Annotated in this window: 14 protein-coding genes; 3 read left to right on the forward strand and 11 right to left on the reverse strand. The window is 59.1% G+C overall.

What is annotated here, in order from left to right:
* Nucleotides 1-82: 82 nt before the first annotated feature.
* Both ACQK2G_RS01525 and ACQK2G_RS01530 read left to right on the forward strand, forming a co-directional pair.
* Nucleotides 83-454, forward strand: a complete 372-nt coding sequence (locus ACQK2G_RS01525) for a DUF423 domain-containing protein (RefSeq protein ID WP_425403248.1) — start codon at nucleotides 83-85, stop codon at nucleotides 452-454.
* A 462-nt stretch (nucleotides 455-916) separates the two neighbouring features.
* The gene (locus ACQK2G_RS01530; protein ID WP_425403249.1) at nucleotides 917-1549 is read left to right on the forward strand and encodes a hypothetical protein; all 633 of its coding nucleotides are present in this window, start codon (nucleotides 917-919) and stop codon (nucleotides 1547-1549) included.
* Nucleotides 1550-1575: 26 nt separating this feature from the next.
* Here the strand turns inward: ACQK2G_RS01530 and ACQK2G_RS01535 are convergent, their stop codons facing one another.
* The 8 genes from ACQK2G_RS01535 to ACQK2G_RS01570 form a co-directional block, all read right to left on the reverse strand.
* On the reverse strand, nucleotides 1576-2004 hold the full coding sequence (locus ACQK2G_RS01535) for a universal stress protein (protein WP_425403250.1): 429 nt from the start codon (nucleotides 2002-2004) through the stop codon (nucleotides 1576-1578).
* 22 nt (nucleotides 2005-2026) lie between these two features.
* Complete coding sequence (locus tag ACQK2G_RS01540; protein WP_425403251.1) at nucleotides 2027-4642, reverse strand: TRAP transporter permease; 2616 nt, start codon at nucleotides 4640-4642, stop codon at nucleotides 2027-2029.
* A 140-nt stretch (nucleotides 4643-4782) separates the two neighbouring features.
* Nucleotides 4783-5760 carry a TAXI family TRAP transporter solute-binding subunit gene (locus ACQK2G_RS01545; protein WP_425403252.1) on the reverse strand — a complete coding sequence of 326 codons (978 nt, stop codon included), beginning with the start codon at nucleotides 5758-5760 and terminating at the stop codon, nucleotides 4783-4785.
* Nucleotides 5761-6284: 524 nt separating this feature from the next.
* Nucleotides 6285-7625: an aspartate aminotransferase family protein gene (locus ACQK2G_RS01550; RefSeq protein ID WP_425403253.1), complete on the reverse strand. Its 1341-nt coding sequence runs from the start codon at nucleotides 7623-7625 to the stop codon at nucleotides 6285-6287.
* Between the two features lie 41 nt (nucleotides 7626-7666).
* Nucleotides 7667-8335, reverse strand: coding sequence for an ABC-type transport auxiliary lipoprotein family protein (locus ACQK2G_RS01555; protein ID WP_425403254.1), 669 nt, complete (start codon nucleotides 8333-8335; stop codon nucleotides 7667-7669).
* 40 nt (nucleotides 8336-8375) lie between these two features.
* Nucleotides 8376-9509: an MlaD family protein gene (locus tag ACQK2G_RS01560; RefSeq protein ID WP_425403255.1), complete on the reverse strand. Its 1134-nt coding sequence runs from the start codon at nucleotides 9507-9509 to the stop codon at nucleotides 8376-8378.
* 61 nt (nucleotides 9510-9570) lie between these two features.
* On the reverse strand, nucleotides 9571-10398 hold the full coding sequence (locus ACQK2G_RS01565) for an ABC transporter ATP-binding protein (protein ID WP_425403256.1): 828 nt from the start codon (nucleotides 10396-10398) through the stop codon (nucleotides 9571-9573).
* Nucleotides 10399-10406: 8 nt separating this feature from the next.
* Nucleotides 10407-11576, reverse strand: a complete 1170-nt coding sequence (locus ACQK2G_RS01570) for an ABC transporter permease (RefSeq protein WP_425403257.1) — start codon at nucleotides 11574-11576, stop codon at nucleotides 10407-10409.
* 172 nt (nucleotides 11577-11748) lie between these two features.
* Here ACQK2G_RS01570 and ACQK2G_RS01575 point away from each other — a divergent pair, with 172 nt between their 5' ends.
* Entirely contained in the window at nucleotides 11749-12267 is a 519-nt protein-coding gene (locus ACQK2G_RS01575; RefSeq protein WP_425403258.1) for an adenine phosphoribosyltransferase, read from the forward strand.
* A gap of 18 nt (nucleotides 12268-12285) precedes the next feature.
* Here ACQK2G_RS01575 and ACQK2G_RS01580 read toward each other — a convergent pair whose 3' ends face one another.
* The 3 genes from ACQK2G_RS01580 to ACQK2G_RS01590 are packed head-to-tail and all read right to left on the reverse strand — an operon-like array spanning nucleotide 12286 to nucleotide 17602.
* A complete protein-coding gene (locus ACQK2G_RS01580; RefSeq protein ID WP_425403259.1) occupies nucleotides 12286-13488 on the reverse strand; it encodes an amidase in 1203 nt (400 codons plus the stop codon).
* A gap of 57 nt (nucleotides 13489-13545) precedes the next feature.
* Nucleotides 13546-14865 carry an HlyD family type I secretion periplasmic adaptor subunit gene (locus ACQK2G_RS01585; protein WP_425403260.1) on the reverse strand — a complete coding sequence of 440 codons (1320 nt, stop codon included), beginning with the start codon at nucleotides 14863-14865 and terminating at the stop codon, nucleotides 13546-13548.
* Nucleotides 14866-14890: 25 nt separating this feature from the next.
* The gene (locus ACQK2G_RS01590) at nucleotides 14891-17602 is read right to left on the reverse strand and encodes a type I secretion system permease/ATPase (protein ID WP_425403261.1); all 2712 of its coding nucleotides are present in this window, start codon (nucleotides 17600-17602) and stop codon (nucleotides 14891-14893) included.
* Nucleotides 17603-17845: the final 243 nt, after the last annotated feature.

Here is a 17845-nt window from a genome sequence, read left to right on the forward strand (position 1 = left end):
AGACAATCCGCGCATGGACCTGCCTCGCTGAAGACGGTTAGGTGTCTGGGAAGAAGGAAATCGTTGAAGAGTGAGGGGACGGATGAGGTGGGCCGTATTCCTGGCCGGTTTGAGTGGCGCCGTCGGTGTTGGCATGGGTGCTGCTGCGGCGCACGGCCTGTCGTCCCGGTTGGATCCGGACGCTTTGGAATGGGTGCGCACGGGGGCTGAGTACCAATTGTGGCACAGCACGATACTGGCGGGGATTGGTCTGTTTGGTGCGCGCAGAAAAGCATTCCGCCTCTCCGCGGTGCTTCTGGCCCTGGGGATACTCGTTTTCAGCGGCAGTCTATACGTCATGGCATTCACGGGTATGCGGTGGCTCGGCGCGGTGACGCCGATTGGCGGCTTGGCGCTGATTACCGGTTGGATCGTGTTGGCCTGGGCCGGGTGGCGATATACCGGACAACGCTGAACCCACCTGTCGTTGAAGCCCAAACCGAAGCGTCGTAGACTCATCGTTGATTTAAAGGCGCGGGACGTCCGCGAACCGGGCTGAAAGGCTGCATGGATGGGTGGTTGCGAATTGCGTTTCCGTATCGGGGTTGGTCATTGGCGAAAATTTGCCGCTGCATCGGCGGTTGCCTTGTTGGCTGGGTGTGCTGACGGCGCCTATCTTGCGGATGACGGATGGCGCAAGAACATCGCCGGTCTATCCGACGGGCAGTCTGCTTCTGTCGGGATCGTGCCGTCCGCCTCTTCAAGTGAATTTGCTCAGACCGACCTTGTGGATTCCCAGATCACAGAACCCGGTGCCTGCGTTATTCGCTCCGTTTCAACCGGAGCCGAAGGTCAAAAATGGAGCCCAAGTGATTTGCGGGCAGCCTATTCATGCATCCAGGGGCAGATGGCCTCTGTCTACAGGGCGAGCGGACATGTGCTTGTCCGTGATTTCAATACCTGGACTCGCATTACCGGAACGCCATTTTCCAGTGATGCGATCGGCGGCCGGTACGGGGTCGTGTATGCCAATGGCCGGACATTGGGACATGATCTGCCGGTCAATCACTTCGATCGGGGATTTGCGGTCGGCTCGACATTGGCGGTTTCGACCTTCACGATAACGGAGGACGGCACGGTCGAAGGGGGCCCGTTGATCTTCGTGGAGAAGATGGAGCCGGGCTTCTTCGCCCTGCAAGGAAACTGGCGCTACACGATCGTGGGGACGGACGGAAGGGTGGAAGCGGCGACGCGTGGCGCCAATGAAGAAAGCGTTTCAATCTGCGTGGGATGCACGCACTCGCAGTCGGACCTGCTATACGCCACCCTGCTGAATGACGGTATCGCGCCTTTTGCGGCAGGCGACGGCCCGGCTTTCCCTTCCTTGGATACCTATGGCAGTTCCGGCGGGCTTGTATCACCGGAAACCACGGATGAGGCAGCGGGGGATGATGCGCCCAGTGGAGAGGTGCGCTTCTTGGACCCGAATGCACCTGTCTTCGATCCGAATGCGCCGCTGGACCCGAACGCCCCCATATTGGATCCAAATGCCCCGATAACGGATGGCTGAGGCTCTAGGCCCGCGCCGGTGAGGCGTCATTCCCGAACAACGAGAACCGAGCACTTCGCGTGACGGACCACTTTTGCGGCGGTGGGGCCGAGCAGATAGTCCTGCATTTCCGGCCGGTGCGACCCGATGACGATCAGGTCGCATTTAGTCTCTCTCGCATAGTGCAGAATTTCATCATAGGCCGACCCATGGCCGACGATATGCTGCACGGGCACGTCTTCCGGAATGTGCTTCTCCGAAAAAGCGTGCAACTGCTGGCGCACTTGCTCCATCAATTTCGCCGCATGTTCTTTCGGAAAGAACGAGCCGACAAGAGAGGATCCGAAATCCGGCACCACGGTCAGCAAATGAATCCGTGATCCGGACGTTTGCGCAATTTGCACCGTTTCGGGCAAGGACTTTCGCCAGGACGATTCATGGACCAAGTCGACTGCAAGCAGGATGTCTTTGTACATATCGTTTCCCCAATCGACGGTTCTAGAAGGCCGGCACGTCGGTCCGACGCCGCTGCAACATGATGATCAAGGCCAGGAAGAGCAGGGCCGGAATATAGAAGACTTCCTTGACCACGCGGTCGGTCTCCTGAGCAACCGATAGGATCGCCCAGTCGAAGTCGATCTTCTGTTCCTCAGCCCAGGACCCGAAACCGACATTGTCGACGATCAAACGATCGCCGTCGGCGAGCAGTTCCAGACCGACTTCCTGCAGCCGCTCCTCGCCGCTTGCCGGGGGCCCCATCGGAAGCTCCACCGTCTTCGTTTCAATATCGCCGGTATCGAAGTTCTCATACTCGAAGACGACGCGGATGGTGTCCCCTTCCTCGGCGCTCTCGGCAACTTCGTAGACCTTCTCCGCCTCCAGGGTTTCGTATGGCGGGACGACCATATCCAGCCAGAAGCCGGGACGGAACAAAGTAAAGGCAATGACCAGCAGAACCGCGCTTTCCCAGATTTTGCATTTCGCGAAGAAATAGCCCTGCGTCGCGGCGGCAAAGATCATCATTGCCACGGTCGCCGTAATAAAGACGAAGATTGCTTCGATGATACCGACATCGATCAGCAGCAAATCCGTGTTGAAGATGAAGAGGAAGGGCAGCGCCACGGTGCGAAGGGAATAGTAGAAAGCGGTCATCCCGGTCTTGATCGGATCACCCCCCGAGATCGCGGCCGCCGCAAAGGACGCCAAGCCGACCGGCGGGGTCACGTCGGCCATGATCCCGAAATAGAAGACGAAGAGGTGAACCGCGATCAACGGCACGATCAAACCGTTCTGGGCACCGACATCGACGACCACGAAGGCCATCAGGGAAGAGACGACGATGTAGTTCGCCGTCGTCGGCAATCCCATTCCCAGTATCAGGCTGAACACCGCAACCAGGACCAGCATCAGGATCAAACTGCCGCCGGAAAGGAACTCAATGAAGTCGCCAACGACCTGATGCGCCCCTGTGAGAGAGATGGTGCCGACGACGATGCCCGCCGCACCCGTGGCGACGGCAATGCCGATCATGTTACGTGCGCCGGCGATCATGCCGTCCACGAAGTCGCGAACACCGCGCCGAAACTCGTCGCCCAACGCGCCTTCCTGACGGAAGAACGCTTTCAGCGGATGCTGCGTGAACATGATGAACATCATGCCCATCGTTGCCCAAAAGGCGGACAAGGCCGGCGACAGGTGTTCGACCATCAGGCACCAGATCAGGACGATGATCGGGATCAGATAGTACAGTCCGGCCATGGCCGTGGGTTTCGTTTCCGGCAGTTCCGTGACTTCAGAATTCGGATCGTCGATTTCCAGATCCGGATACTTCGCCGCAACGGAGAGCAGGCCTACATATGCGATGACGAACAGAACGGAGACGGCATAAATCGTGGCGTCCCCAAACACGTCCTTCGTCCAGCCCAGGCCGTAATACATGACCGCGCAAAGCGCCGCGAACCCGACGAAACCGCCTAACACGCCGGTAAGGCGGCGGAGCACGGTTTGGGCGACCCCTGGCCGGGGCAGGCCCTGCATGCCCGCCTTCAAGGCTTCAAGGTGAACGATGTAGAGCAATGCGATGTAGCTGATCGTAGCCGGCAGGAAGGCATGCCGGACGACGTCCAAGTAGGACACACCGACATATTCGACCATCAGGAAGGCAGCCGCGCCCATCACCGGCGGCATGATCTGGCCGTTGACGGAGGAGGCAACCTCCACCGCACCAGCGGATTCCGGCCGGAAGCCGACGCGCTTCATCAGCGGGATGGTGAAGGTTCCGGTTGTCACCGTATTGGCGATTGAGGACCCTGAGATCAGTCCGGTCATGGCGGATGAAACGACGGCGGCTTTCGCCGGCCCACCGCGCAAATGGCCCATCAGGGCAAAAGCGATCTTGATGAACCAATTACCGGCGCCTGCCTTGTCCAGCAAGGATCCGAACAACACAAACAGGAAGACGAGCGAGGCCGATACGTTCAGCGCAATTCCGAACACGCCTTCCTCTTGCATCCAGAAATGCCACAGGGCCTTGCCGTAGGACGCACCCTTCCATTGGACGACTTCCGGGATGAAGGGTTGATCGCCAAAGAAGACATAGGTCAGGAAGACGCTCGCCACGATCAGCAGAGGGAAACCGAGTGCGCGATAAGTGGCGATCATCATGACCACCATGCCGACCGTCGAAACGACGAGGTCCGTAGTCGTCGGAAGGCCGGCGCGGTTGGATATCCCCTCATAGAAAACGAACATGTAGAGGCAGCACGATGCGCCCGCGATGGCCAGGATCCAGTCGTACCAAGGCACGGTATGCCGCGACGAAGATGCGAAAAGCGGATAGGCCATGGCGGCGAGGAACAAGGCGACGGCCAAATGAATCTGACGTGCAAAGGGAATAACGTCCGTAAAGAATTTAATGCCGGTAAGATCGTTTAAAAAGTAAGGGACGCTGGAAGCGGTATAGATATGGAAGACCGACCAGCAGAACGCCACGACGGCGAGCATCAGGCCGACAGCGCCTCGTGGGTCGCGAGCGCCCGTGTCTGTCGAGGCGACGAGATCTTCGAGATCGATATTGCTCGCACCTTTGCCGGGTGCTTGGCCGGTGTCACTCATGAAGGTCCCCTATAGCGTTCGGCACGGATAATTGGTGCGTTCTGAAAAGGTACAAATGAAATCGAGAATTCTAAACAAGTCCGGAAGGAAATCCGGGAGGGCCCGATCTTGAACCCTCCCGGTAAATCCTTGCGAGCGGCTTACATCAAGCCGAGTTCCTTGTATGCCTTCTCGGCACCCGGATGCAGAGGCGCGGAAAGGCCGTTCTTGACCATCGCCTTGGCGTCCAGATGGGAGAATGCCGGATGCAGTTTCCGGAAGTCATCCAGGTTTTCCATCACGGCTTTTGCGACAACATAGACGACATCGTCAGAGACATTCGCGGAGGTCACGAAGGTCGCGCCAACACCGAAGGTCGGAATGTCATCCGGGTTGCCGCGATACATGCCGCCCGGAATGGTGGCCGGAGCATAGAACGGATTGTCGGCGATCAGTTTCTTCGTCGCCGCATTGTCGACCGACGCGAAGACGACATCGCAGGTGGTCGCCGCCTCGGTGTTCAGAGCAGCCGGGTTGCCGACGGCCCAGAAGAAGGCGTCGATCTTGTTATCGCAGAGCGCGGCCGGCGTTTCAGCCGACTTCAACTGTGAAGCCAAGGCCAGATCGTCATTGGTTTTGCCCATCGCACCCCAGATGACGTTCCAGGTCGCTTCCGTGCCGGAACCGGGGTTGCCGATGTTGACGCGCTTGCCGACAAGATCGTCGATGCTCTTGATGCCCGAGTCCTTGCGGGCAACGATGCTGATCGGCTCCGGATGGACGGAGAAGACCGCGCGGAGCTCCTTGAACGGGCCCTGGTCTTCGAATTTAGAGGAACCATGATAGGCATGGAACTGCCAATCGGATTGGGCTACGCCGAATTCCAGTTCACCAGCGCGAATGGTGTTGATGTTGTAAACCGATCCCCCGGTCGACTCGACGGAGCAGCGGATGCCGTGTTCCTTGCGCCCACGGTTCACCAACCGGCAAATCGCGCCGCCGGTCGGATAATACACGCCGGTAACGCCGCCGGTGCCGATGGAAATGAACTGCTGTTCGGCAGCTTCCGAATTGGAAACCGCGCCGAGCGTCAGTGCGACGGCTGCCGCCGCTCCGAGTGCTCCGAATTTCTTAAGCATTTTGGTACTCCCTTCCTCGTTCAGAAATGCTGATGGTCGATGTAGGCAGGTCTGCCTATACGACCGATCGGCCGGCCGGGAAGCCGGCTGAACCCTGATGAACGGCTGGTTTGCCCAACCGTTCTGCGAAATCTTCATGGGTGTGGGCGCGGCATGGCCATGTCAGCCGCCCGGGAAAGGCGGATAAACAGGTTGCGGCGTCCTTAAAGTCTCCCCGACCGGGTTCGGTTGGGGGGCTGCAGTCCGTGTCTTGGACGCGGACAATGCGCGAAGCATCAATCCACAGTTGCTTGGGATTGCTCACTCCCAAAGAACCACTCCACTGTTCCGACGACATTATTATGCATCGGTTCGTATTATTGTAGGGGCGAACTATGAACCGCTCATATGCGGGCAGTCAATGCCGGGAAGCAGGTCGTCCGGGTTCCCGGCAGCCGTTATCGCCAGTCGTCTGGTCTACCGAACCGGTTCGGCTTCTTCATCGGTTGAAAAGAGAAACGGTATCGATCCAGACTTCTGCGATATTAAGCGACCAGCCCGGCTTCCGCGAAGGACGCATCCATCGCGTCACCCAATTTGCCGACGATTTCTTCAATGTGACTGTCATCGATGATAAAGGGCGGCGCGAGCAGGATGTGACTGCCGCGCTTGCCATCGATGGTTCCGCCGCCAGGATAGCACATCAGGCCGCGTTCCATAGCGTTTCTCTTGATCTTGGCGTGGATCTGTATCGATGCATCGACCGGTTCTTTCGTGCCGCGGTCGGCGACGATTTCAAGCGCCCTGAAAAGACCGCGTCCCCGGATGTCGCCGACAAAGGGATGGTTGCCAAAGCGCGCTTTCAAGGCATCGAACAGTTTTTCGCCCTTGTCGCGAACGTTTGTCAGCAGGTCTTCCTCTTCGATGACCTGTTGAACGGCCAGGGCCGCAGCACACGCCGTAGGGTGACCCATATAGGTGTGCCCATGTTGGAAGAAGCCGGATCCGTCCCGGATCGTATCGTAGATCTTCCCGGTACACAGCATGGCGCCGATCGGCTGGTATCCGCCGCCCAGGCCTTTCGCTATAGCGGCAATATCCGGGGCAACGCCATCCTGCTCGCAAGCGAACAGCGTGCCGGTCCGGCCCATCCCGCACATGACTTCGTCCAGGATCAACAAGATGCCGTGCCGGTCGCAGATTTCACGGATACGCTTGAGATAACCTGCGGTCGGCGCCAGCGCCCCCGCCGTTGCGCCGACCACGGTTTCCGCGACAAAACCGATCACCGTCTCCGGTCCCAATTGCCGGATGCGCTCATCCAACTCGTCGGCAATGCGAAGCCCATAGTCTTCAGGCGTCTCGTCCGGCCGCTGATCCCGATAGGCGTAGCAGGGGGGGACATAGTTGGAATCGATCAGGATCGGGCTGAACTGTTCCCTGCGCCACATATTGCCGCCAACGGCCAATGCGCCCAGCGTATTACCGTGATAGCTTTGGCGCCGGGCGATGAAATGGCGGCGTTCGGGTTCGCCCTTTTCGATGAAGAATTGCCGGCCGAGTTTCAAGGCTGCCTCCATCGCCTCGGACCCGCCTGAAACCATATAGACGTATTGCAGATCGCCGGGGGCCCGGGCGATCAGGTGATCGCTGAGTTCCTCAAGGGCGGAATTGGTGAAGAAACCCGTATGGGCGTAAGCCAGTTGATCGACTTGATCCTTGATCGCCTGAATGACCTTCGGGTGACTGTGTCCCAAGCAGGAGACCGCCGCGCCGCCGGACGCGTCCAGGTACCGTTTGCCTTCCGTGTCGATGACATAAACACCGTCGCCCTTGGCCGCAATTGGAAGGCTGCCTTTCGAGGACCTGTGGAAAACATGCGACATGACCGTCTACTCCTCACGCGGGCTATGCTTCAGGCTCGCGGCTAATTCTGATGGTGTTTCTCACCTTCGGTGATGGCCCAGGAAACAATGCGCTTCAAGGATTTGCCCAAAGCCAGATCGAAAGCCTTCACGATCGATACAAGCTCAGGCCCTTCGGCGGGAATCAAATAGTCGTATGTCACGGAAGCCACAATCGTTCGCGACGGCATTTGCACCAGCTTCGCGTTGATCCTGGTGCGGACATCCGGCGGAGTGCCTTCGGCTTTGCCTTCGTATTCCGCCTGGAACTCGCGCAGCTCCGTCGCCAGAATGAAATCGGCCCGCAGTCCGACTGCCTGGCGACCGACCGAAACGATTTTCTGCGAGTTTTCGAAGGATTCGATCAGCAACCGCTGCACCATCTTAGGCGCGGCATCCGTCCAGGCGGCATTCGCGAAATACTGCAGTTCAATCTGGCTTTGGCGAAGTGCTATTCGTGACGAATTCAGGCCCGCCGCCGCGATGGGTGAGTCGATCAGCAACTGCCAATTCACAACCGGCAGGTCTTCGTCGAACGTGCTTTTCGGGGAAAGAACGAAGATACGGGGTGGTGTCCCGGATCCCGGCAGTTTCAGGGCGCATCCCGTCAGCAAGACGGCGGCGGCGCAAAGAAGTGCCGCCGTCCGTGCGAAACGGCGTCTGCCGGTTTGGCGTATGCCAGACTTGCTCATTACATTCTCCCCACCAACCATTCGCACATCGACGACCGGATCAATTCGCCTGGAACCCTTCCGATTGATCGCCGAAGAGGAAACGCGCCGGATCGCGCTCCAACTCGTTTGAAATCCTCGTCAGGACCTGGATCAGGATCCTCGATTCCGCGATCAACTGGGTGAATTCGTACAAACCCGTATTCGCGAATTCGCTCAACGATTCGTCGTTCTCGTCGATCAATTCCGACGCCTCTTTCGCGGCGTTGCCGATATTTCGCGCGGCGTAACGAAGGTCCTCGGCGATCTTGTTGAATTCCCCCATGGAAATTGTCGCGGATTTCGCCAGCGGACCGACATGAGGGCGCAGATCGTTCACGAGCCCCTCAGCCTTTTCCATCGTCCTGCCGGTCTGTTGCAGGACTGGTATGCCGGTGTTCACCAGGGCTTCGGATTCCACGACCAGCGCATCCACGTCAACCAAGGTCTTTTCCGCCAGGGCGGCGATGGATTCGCTCCTCTCGGCAAAAGCGCCGATCAGTGTTTCTGCTTCCTTTGCGGTCGCCTTCACTTGGCTCAGCGTGTCGCCGCCTTCCCGTACAAGCCGCTGGATATCGGTGGAACTTTCCGCCAATGCGCCGGTGAATTGCGTCAGATTGGTCAGGATCTGTGTGACGTTGCGCTGGTTCGCGGTGCTCAGGATCTCGTTCGCGCGGTCGACCAGCCCGATGAAACGGTTCAGCAGTTCCGGCGCTTTCTCGAAAAGCTCCTCGATCTGGGAGGGGGTAGACGGAATTACCGGGTATCGCTCGCCCGGTTTCGCTCGCAAGGACGGGGCGTCGTTCGTGCCGCCGGCCAGTTGAACGAACGCCACACCGGTCAGTCCCTGGAATTCCAGGCTGGCCGACGCGTCTTCCTTGATCGGCGTATCGGAATTCACCTCGATCGTGACGCGGACCTGCTCCACATTGTCGGGATTGATCTCCATCTGTGTCACGATGCCGACCGGTATGCCTCGGTAGCGGACCGGGTTCCCGGTCTTCAGGCCGGTCACCGTACCGTCGAAATAAATGTGGTAGCGCTGGTTTTCCGTGTCGAATTCAATATCGGCCAGCCACACCACCGCCATGACGATGCCGATGATGAAGGCCAGCACGAATGCGCCGACGATGGTATAACTCGCCCGGGTCTCCATCTATCCTGTCACTCCCCAGCACAATTGCGGCATATCCCTAACGACCATGGTCCGCCTCCCCTCAAGCGGACACGCGGGATGCTTTCGCATCCAGCGCGGCGCGTGCCCTCGGCCCATGGAAATACTCGTGCAGCCAAGGGTCATCGTCGCGCATATGTTCCGCCATCGTAGCAACCCGCACCTTCTTGTCTATAAGCGCGGCAATCCGGTCACAGATGGCCGCCAGGCTGTCCAGGTCGTGGGTCACCATGAAAACCGTCAATCCCAGACTTTTTTGAAGCGATAGGATCAATTGATCGAAAGCGGCCGCGCCGATCGGGTCCAGGCCGGCGGTCGGTTCATCCAGAAAGACGATCTCGGGGTCCAGCGACAGTGCACGCGCAAGTCCGGCGCGTTTGCGCATGCCGCCGGAAAGTTCACTCGGATACTTGCCGGCCGCATCGGGCGGCAGGCCCACCATGGCGATCTTCAACTCGGCGAGCTCGTCCATCAGACGCTGCGTCAGGTCCGTATGTTCACGCATCGGCACCTGGATGTTTTCCGCGACGGTCAGAGACGAGAACAGCGCGCCGTCCTGAAACAGGACCCCAGTCCTTGTTCGCAAGGCTTCCTTCGCATCGTCGCTCAAGGCCAGGACGTCCTCGCCCAGTAGTTCTATGTTGCCTGCTGCCGGTCGCTGCAGGCCGACGATCGTGCGCAATAGAACCGACTTTCCCGTTCCCGACCCGCCGACAACGCCGAGTACCTCGCCTTTGGCGACGTCCAGGTCCAGGTTGTCGTGAATCACCTGATTGCCGAACTGGGTGCGCAGCCCACGAATTCGGATGACGGACTCGTTCAAGCTGTTTGAGGCGTTTCGCGGCGCTGCGATGGCTGTCGTATCGGTCATCGTTTCCCCTAGATGCCCAGCACGGAGAACATGACCGCGAAGCCCGCCGTTGCCACGATCACCAGGAATATGGATTCGACCACCGAGGTCGTTGTCTGCTTGCCGACGCTTTCGGCGCTGCGCTGTACCTTAAAGCCTTCGAAACAGCCGACCACCGCGATGATATAGGCGTGAACCGGCGCCTTCACCATGCCGACCATAAAGGTCTTAAGGTTCACCGCTTCCTTCAATTGCTGCACGAATTGAAGGGGCGTCATATCCAGCACCAGCATCGTCATCATGCCGCCGCCGAGCAATCCCATTATATCCGCCCAGAAGGCCAGGAAGGGCAGGGTGACGACCAGGGCGAGGACGCGTGGTAATACCAGGACCTCGACAGGGTCCAGCCCCAGGGTACGCAAGGCGTCGAGTTCCTCGTTCACCTTCATCGTCCCGATTTCCGCGGTAAAGGCGGATCCAGATCGGCCGGCGATCACGATGGCGGTAATCAGGACGCCTGCCTCACGCAGGACGAAGATGCCGAGCACGTTCACGGTGAAGACGTCCAAGCCATAGGCACGGAACTGATCGGCCATCAGATAGGCGAGGGTTACGCCGATCAGGAAGGACAGCAGACCGATGATCGGGATCGCACGAAGTCCGGTCAATTCCAACTGATTGACGAAGGAGATCGGTCTCAGTCGAGCCGGATTTCTCAACGCGCGAAAAAAGGAAATCGTGACCATGCCGACGAAGTTCGTCAGCTCCCGCCCTTTGGAAAGCGCCGCTATCGTAGCTTCGCCGGTAATTTCCAACAGACGCAGGAGGCTTGTCGGTTTCGAGTGAATAGTGTCATCGGGTTCGGCGACCGCGCCTTCCACCAGATGCATCAGAGGCGCGTGCTGTTCCTTAAGGTTCTCCAGAACCGGAACTGCACCCTTTTTCTTGAGATCGACCATCAATCCATGGATCAGCCAGGCACCGGAGGTGTCCATTACGGCCACCTGCCCAAGGTCGATTGTCGTCTGTCCGTGGGTCGGCAGGGGTAATGCGGCGATCTGCCGGCTCAAAGTCGCGGCGGTGGGAACGGACCAGACGCCCGACAGAGTCAGGGCAGGGTTGCCGCCCCGATCCTGAATCTCGATCGAACCGGCCCTGTCACGGTGGCCGTCCGTGCCTGTGCGCTGCGTTTCGCTCACCAAAATCCCCCGCGATTGTTCTTGTCTCCGCTACCCCGAACCAGCAGAGAAACATTCGCCTTTTCCGTCACCCCGAATCCATATCTCAAGTCGCGTTGCTCGTCACGGCGGCTGTGATTAGGATAGCCCGTCATTTAGAGACTATGCCAGCATCGGTGGGGCCTGGAATACCATGGATTTAAAAGAACACATTCGTACAATTCCGGATTTCCCGAAGCCGGGGATAGAATTCTACGATATTTCGACCCTTCTGGCGCATCCCAGGGCTTGGCGCGCATGCGTTCGCCGCTTGGCCGACGCGGTCGACGATATGCAGCCGGACGTACTGGTCGGTATTGAATCCCGGGGATTTCTGACGGCGGCGCCCCTGGCCCTGGAGCTTGGCCTCGGCTTCGTCATGGTTCGTAAAAAGGGAAAATTGCCGGGCGAGGTCGTTCGCTACGAATATGGCCTGGAATACGGAACCGACACGATCGAAATCCAAAAGGACGCCATCGAACCGGGGCAGCGCATCGTCATCCTGGATGACCTGTTGGCAACCGGCGGCACGCTGACGGCCTCGGCCGACCTATGCAAAAAAATGGGCGGGGATGTCCGCGGGGCGGTTTGCATAATTGAACTCACCGACCTGAAAGGCCGGGACAAGATCAACATCCCGTTTACCAGCTTGCTGCAATATTCGGGCGCTTAATCCCTGAATTTGGACCCCTCAGTGTAGCAAAGGGGCCAAACCCTTCACTGAAACGCCTGCTATTTTACCGGCCAGTTCCAACAGCAATTCGTCGCCGCCGGGGCCTGCGATCAGCGACAGGCCGACCGGGCAGCCGTCAACCTGGCCGACTGGGATGTTGATCTGCGGCACCTTGCCGAGGCTGGCGATGCCGGTCATCTGCAGACACCGATACCGGAACGATTCCAAATTCTCCGCCGGTTGGCCGCGCAGAGGCGCAATGCCCGGAGCGGTCGGCAGGGCCATGAGGGTGCCGGGCTGCAGGATCGTACTTAACCGTTCTATGATGTTGCTCCGTCCCTGATCGGCTTCGGCTTTTTCGGCATCGGTTATCGTGCGGACCCATTGCATGCGCTCCGCAATGCCCGGACCGAAGGTCGGGTTCACATTTTCCACCCATTCCTTGTGTTGCCGCCAGATTTCCCAGCCCTGGATGACACGGAAATGAGGAAACCACGTCTCAATACCGTCGGGAACCAAGGTGATCTCGTGGACGATTGGGGCAAACATGCGCATGCGTTCCGCAATCGGGCGCAATGCGTCCCGGATCTCCGGGTCGGCCAGTTCCCATACATCGACCGGTACCAGCGTTTGCTGCAGAGCCGGCGGCTCGGCCCAATCGTCGAACAGGGTTTTCCCGATTACCTTCATTTGCGCCGGGTCGCGGGAGAACCAGCCGATCGTATCGAAACTGGATGCAAGCGCCATCAGGCCTTGCAAAGGAATTCGGTCATGTGTCGGGCGAATTCCATAGATCCCGCAATAGCTCGCGGGGACTCGAACCGATCCGCCCGTATCGGTCCCGAGTGAGAAGTCGCATAAATCCCCGGCGACCGCGGCTGCCGATCCGCTGCTGGATCCGCCCGGGATACGGCCTGGCGCGTTGACGTTTTCGGGCGTGCCGTAGAAATGGTTCTCACCATTCATGGAATAGGCAATCTCGTCCGTGTGCGTCTTGCCCACCAGGGTTGCGCCCGCAGCGAGCAGTTTCCCGATGACGGGCGCCGATTCGTCGTCCACGTCATGGGATGCCAGCCAATCCGGATTGCCGCATCCAGCCTTCGTGCCGACAACATGGTACAGATCCTTGACGGCGAATTCGGTTCCGGCAAGCGGCCCCGATGCCCTGCCTTCGATGCGAATGTCGCAATGGTCCACGAATGCGCCCAGTCGGTCCGCCATTTTGGTTCGCCCCCGTTAAACGAATAAAATTGGTCGTGAGGAAAGATTGAGCCGGGCTCAACGTTCGCGCAAGGCGTTCTGTTGTGCTTTCAGGATCGGCTTCAGCAGATACTGGAGAACGGTCTTTTCCCCGGTCAGGATGTCGACCGACGCTGTCATTCCCGTGGTGATGGGCTTGTCGGGCGCCAGGCTCGTTTCATCGGTCCGCAGTCGGATACGGTAGAAGGTCTCGCCCTGTTCGTCGGTGATGGTGTCCGCGCTGATATCAATCAACTCGGCATCCAACCCGCCCCAGATGGAGAAATCATAGGCGGTCAGTTTCACGACCGCCTTGAGGCCGGGAAAGAGCTGCGCGCGATCCGACGGTTTGATCCGTGCCTCAACCAGCAGGGCGTCTTCAAGCGGGACGATCTCAACAAGGTCGTCGCCGGGACGCACGACACCGCCAATCGTGTTGATCAGCAATTTGTTTACGGTTCCTTTTACGGGGGAGCGGACCTCCGTCCGGGTCGCCCGGTCGATGCCGGCGGAAATCTCTTCGTAGAGACGGGATGCCTCGACCCGGGTATTGTTCAATTCCTGCTGCGCCTCGGTGCGGAAGGAGGAGTTCTTTTCCTCGATGCGCCGGCGTGCCTCGTTCAAGGCCGACTGCAGCCGGGGGACGGCCAGTTTGGCTGTCTGAACTTCGGACCTAAGGTCCTCCATCTTCTGTTGCAGGCGGATCAGATCGATTTTTGCGGAAACACCCTGATCGACCAGCGGCTTCAGCAATTTGTACTCTTCGTCGGCGAGGGCGAGCTGATTTTCCGCCTGGCGACGCCGGCTGCTGATTTCCTGAAGTTCCTGGCGTTTCTGAGCGGTCTGTTCCTGCAGGATCTGAACCTGCTGCTCCAACTGGTCGGTACGGCGCTCGAACAGCCGTTGTTCCGCAGTGGCCAGTTCTGGGGCGCGGGTCATTACATCCGGCGGAAATTCGATGCTTTCCGCGCCGGCCGCCTCCGCTTCCAGCCGCGCCGCGGTCGCCAACAAGTTCACATATTGCTTCCGCTTTTCGGCCAGGTCGGCCTCGGCGACGCGGTTTTCGATTCGCATCAACGGGTCGCCTTGCAGCACAATCTGGCCTTCGCGAACGAGGATTTCCGAAACGATGCCGCCTTCCAGATGCTGGACGATCTGAGTCTGGCTGGAGGGGATGATGCGTCCTTCGCCCCGGGTCACTTCGTCCAGTGTCGCGTTATAGGCCCAGGTGATGAAGGCGACGAAAAACAGCACAATGGTGAACAGCATGATATGGGCAACGCGGCTGGCGCTTTTCACACCCTTGCGCCCTTCATCTTCGAAGATGTCGTCGTCCCAACTACCGCCAAGTCCAGCCATCGTCTCGGTCCTATCCTGGATGCCGTCAAGTCTTCGCGGTCTGGATGCGACCGCTGGCCAGCGCTTCCATGACCTGGTCCTTCGGCCCATCCGCTACGAGCAAGCCGCCATCCATCACCAGAAGTCTGTCGACAAGCGTCAAAAGAGATCCGCGGTGCGTCACCAAAATCAATGTCTTGCCGGGCATCATCGACTGCATCCGCTGTTTGAAGCGGCCTTCCGTCGTGTTGTCCATCGAACTGGTCGGTTCGTCCAGCATCAGGATCGGCGGGTCCAGCAAAAGGGCGCGGGCGATCGATATGGCCTGGCGTTGTCCGCCTGACAGGGACTGTCCTCGCTCCCCGACGGGCATGTCCAGGCCCAAGGGATGTCGGCTGGTGAATTCGTCGACGCCGGAAATCCTGGCTGCCCGAAGGATCATTTCATCGTCGGCAAACGGCGCGCCCAGCGCGATGTTTTCCTTAACGGAGCCGAAGAACAGATAGGTATCCTGCGGGACGACGCCAATGCTGCGGCGCAGGTCGGCGGGGTCGATCTGGCGGGTATCGGTGCCGTCGACCAGGACCGATCCTTCGGTCGGGTCATACAGGCCCATGATCAACCGCTCGATTGTGCTCTTGCCTGAGCCGATCCGGCCGATGATGCCGACCTTTTCGCCTGCCTCGATTTTGAACGATATCTTCTGCAGTGCGCTGGTCTTCGCGTCCGGATAGGAAAAACCGACATCCTTGAATTCGATCTGGCCGCTGAATTTCTGCCGGTTTACGAAGCTACGCCCTTCCGGTCGCTCGACCGGGGTCTGCATCATATTGTCCAGCGCGCTCAAGGAATTGCGGGCCTGATGAAACCGCGTGGCGATGGCGGCGATCTGGCCCAGGGGGGCCAGGGCACGCCCCGACAGGATCGTGCAGGCGACAAGCGCCCCCACCGTCATCTCGCCTTCCTGGATCAGGTAAACGCCGACGATGATGACCAGGACGGTTACCATCTGCATCGCGAAGCCGGAAAAGTTCATGGCGATCTGCGACCAACGGGCGGCCCGCATGGCAGATCGCGCGGTCCGGTTCACGAACAGTTCCCAACTGCGCTGCATTCGGCCTTCGGAGGCGGTGGACTTGATGGTTTCGATCCCGGAAATCGCCTCGATCAGGATGGCGTGTTTCTGCTGCGCCTCCCGGAACGTTTCCTGCACGATCCGTTTCATGGGGATCTGCATCAGCATGCCGATCGGAATCACGATTGCGACCATCACGGCCGGCACGATCGCTACCGGGCCGCCGATCACATAGATGATGGCGACAAACATGAAGATGAAGGGCAGGTCGATCAGCGCGACGAGTGTGGATGAGGTGAAGAACTCACGGATCGACTCGAATTCCCGCATCTGATTGGCGAGAGCGCCTGCGGAAGGCGGTCGATGCGCCATTTTCATTCCCATCATCTGCTGGAAGAGTCGCGCGGCGATCTTCGTATCGGCGGCCTTGCCCGCACTGTCGACAAGATAGGCACGCAACAGCTTCAGGATGAAATCAAAGACGAAGACGGTGGTCACGCCGACGGCGAGCACCCACAGGGTTTCCTCGGCGAAATTGGGCACGACGCGGTCATAGACGTTCATCGTGAAAAGCGGGCTGGCAATGGCGAAGAGGTTGATCAACAGCGCGGCGATCATGACTTCGACATAAAGCGTCCAGGAAGACATGATCGTCCCCCAGAACCAGCCCTTCGGATTCTTGACGTGCAGGTCGACCGCCCGCGTGTCGAACTGGAACTCCGGACGGGCGAAGATCGTATAACCGGCGTATTCCTGCTGCAGTTCGGCGAATGGGATTTCCCGCGCGCCGGCCCCCATCTCCGGCAGGACGACGGTGGCTTTTTCCCGCCCCTTCAGTTCAATAATGACGGCCGCCCGCTTCCCTTCCAACAGCACGACACAGGGCAGGGACATATGGGAAATGTCTTCCAACTTCCGTTTGACCAGGCGGGAAGATATGCCGGCGCGTTCTGCTGCCCGACGGAATAGATCGGGGGTGAGATGTCCGTCATCCAGCGGTAGGCCCGCCGTCAGGGCGTCCGATGAAATCGGCCGGTCCAGCAAGGTGCAAAGAATGGTCAGGCAGCCGAGCAACGGGTCGTCGTTGTTTTGACGGGACGGCCGCACCGCCCAGGACTCGGCGACAGCCCTGCGGTCCGCACCGGGACGTTCCTCGTGGCGGCGTTCCTGCCCGCTCCGCCTTTCCTGATCATCGATGTCCGGGGGCGGTTCCAGGCTGCGTGCCGGGGCTGGTTCATTCGCGGGCGTTTTTTGCGGTGGAACCGAGAGCAGGTCCCGTTTGCCCTTTCCGGCCGCCTTGTCCGTCACGTCGCTCATGCCGGCCGGGGCGCCGAGCAGGTTATTGCGGAGATGGACCCCTTCGGTTTCATCCTCTTCAGAGACCGCCTGCTTTTCGGAGAAGTGGTTTTCCGACCCGTCGGACTTTTCCAACATGACGCCGCCCAATTCCGGCAGGACCTCTTCCGTATCGCCGGCGACACCGTCGTCGGGAGCGGCCGCTTGTGCGGGGCTTGCCGTGGGATCTGTGTCGGTGTCCTGGACGTCGGCTTTTTTCGCGGCGCCTTTTTTCGCCCCGAAAAGGCGCGTCAGCCCGGTGTTGGGCGCACCACGCTCGGAAAGATCCGGTTCGGCGGCTTCGCCGTTGCCATGCCGGTTGGCTGTCACGTCGTCATTTGTGGCCATTCGGCGGCTCTACGTATCATATCCTTGGAAAGAAAATGCAGTGTATCCTTAAATTTCCTTTGGATAAACTGTCCAGTTATTATTGTTTGGTGTGTTTGTTGTTCATGGCTTTGTTTTGCTGTTTTCCTGTGCGGCGAGTATTCACTCAAAATAAAAGACCGCAAATATTCCGGTGTCCGAAATATTCACCAATGCATCTGGTCCGCATGCTAAAAGGCGGTCACACGACATGTGGGGGCTGGA

It is taken from the genome of Hwanghaeella sp., assembly GCF_965227365.1.
In the GTDB taxonomy this organism is placed as follows: domain Bacteria; phylum Pseudomonadota; class Alphaproteobacteria; order UBA8366; family Aestuariispiraceae; genus Hwanghaeella.